Source organism: Vibrio sp. Vb1574 (assembly GCF_033338675.1).
Map to the genome: position 1 here is coordinate 1 of NZ_JAWOTC010000270.1, position 1,270 is coordinate 1,270.

At 45.4% G+C, this 1,270-nt stretch carries 1 protein-coding gene; it reads left to right on the forward strand.

The annotated features are described in order from the left end of the window. The first annotated feature begins 38 nt into the window (after positions 1 to 38). Positions 39 to 1,106, forward strand: coding sequence for a uroporphyrinogen decarboxylase (gene hemE, locus R7O12_RS25450; protein WP_005497578.1), 1,068 nt, complete (start codon positions 39 to 41; stop codon positions 1,104 to 1,106). Positions 1,107 to 1,270 lie beyond the last annotated feature (164 nt).

The window sequence follows — 1,270 nt, forward strand, 5'->3', positions numbered from 1 at the left end:
CCCCCTTTCACAGAAAGCCTAACAGTTGGAATTACGGAATGACTGAATTAAAAAATGATCGTTATCTGCGTGCGCTTCTTAAAGAGCCGGTAGATTACACGCCAGTATGGATGATGCGTCAGGCAGGTCGTTACTTACCAGAATACAAAGCTACGCGTGCTCAAGCGGGCGATTTCATGTCTTTGTGTAAGAATGCGGAGCTGGCGTCTGAAGTAACTCTTCAACCACTACGCCGTTTTCCTCTTGATGCAGCGATCTTGTTCTCTGACATCCTAACTATCCCAGATGCAATGGGTCTGGGTCTGCGTTTTGCTGCTGGTGAAGGTCCGGTCTTCGATAACCCAATTACTTGCAAAGCCGACGTAGAGAAAATCGGTCTGCCAGATCCAGAAGGTGAACTGCAGTACGTAATGAATGCCGTGCGTCAAATCCGTAAAGATTTGAATGGTGATGTACCTCTAATTGGTTTCTCTGGTAGCCCATGGACGCTTGCGACTTACATGGTTGAAGGTGGTAGCTCTAAGGCCTTCACGAAGATCAAGAAGATGATGTACGCAGAACCTCAAACTCTGCATCTTCTACTGGATAAGCTAGCAGATAGCGTGATTGAATACCTAAATGCACAAATCAAAGCCGGCGCGCAGTCAGTTATGGTATTTGATACATGGGGTGGCGTTCTGACTCCTCGTGATTACAACCTGTTCTCATTGCAATACATGCACAAGATAGTGGATGGCCTGATTCGCGAAAATGACGGTCGTCGCGTACCTGTTACGCTATTTACTAAGAATGGCGGTATGTGGCTAGAGCAAATCGCAGCAACGGGTTGTGATGCGGTTGGTCTAGACTGGACGATCAATATTGCAGATGCGAAAGCGCGTATCGGCGATAAAGTGGCACTGCAAGGCAACATGGATCCATCTATGCTTTACGCTTCACCTGAGCGCATCCGTGAAGAAGTAGCGGGTATCCTAGAAGGTTTTGGTGATGCTGGTACAGGTCACGTATTCAACCTAGGTCATGGCATCCACCTAGATGTGCCGCCAGAAAACGCGGGTGTGTTTGTTGAAGCGGTACATGAGCTATCTAAGCCTTACCACAAATAATCTCGATTTATTGAAATCTAATACCGGCCATCAGTGCCGGTATTTTTTTACCTGAAATTTGAATTGTACAGCTTAGTAAGCATTTGGCCTGTCATGATCTAATTACTGACTAAGCTGTACAATAAAAAGTAAAATCAATTGTAAACAATGACTTAAGTTTATAT

Coding starts and splice junctions, on each gene's coding strand:
- hemE (WP_005497578.1), top strand. CDS start 39: ATGACTGAATTAAAAAATGATCGTTATCTGCGTGCGCTTCTTAAAGAG.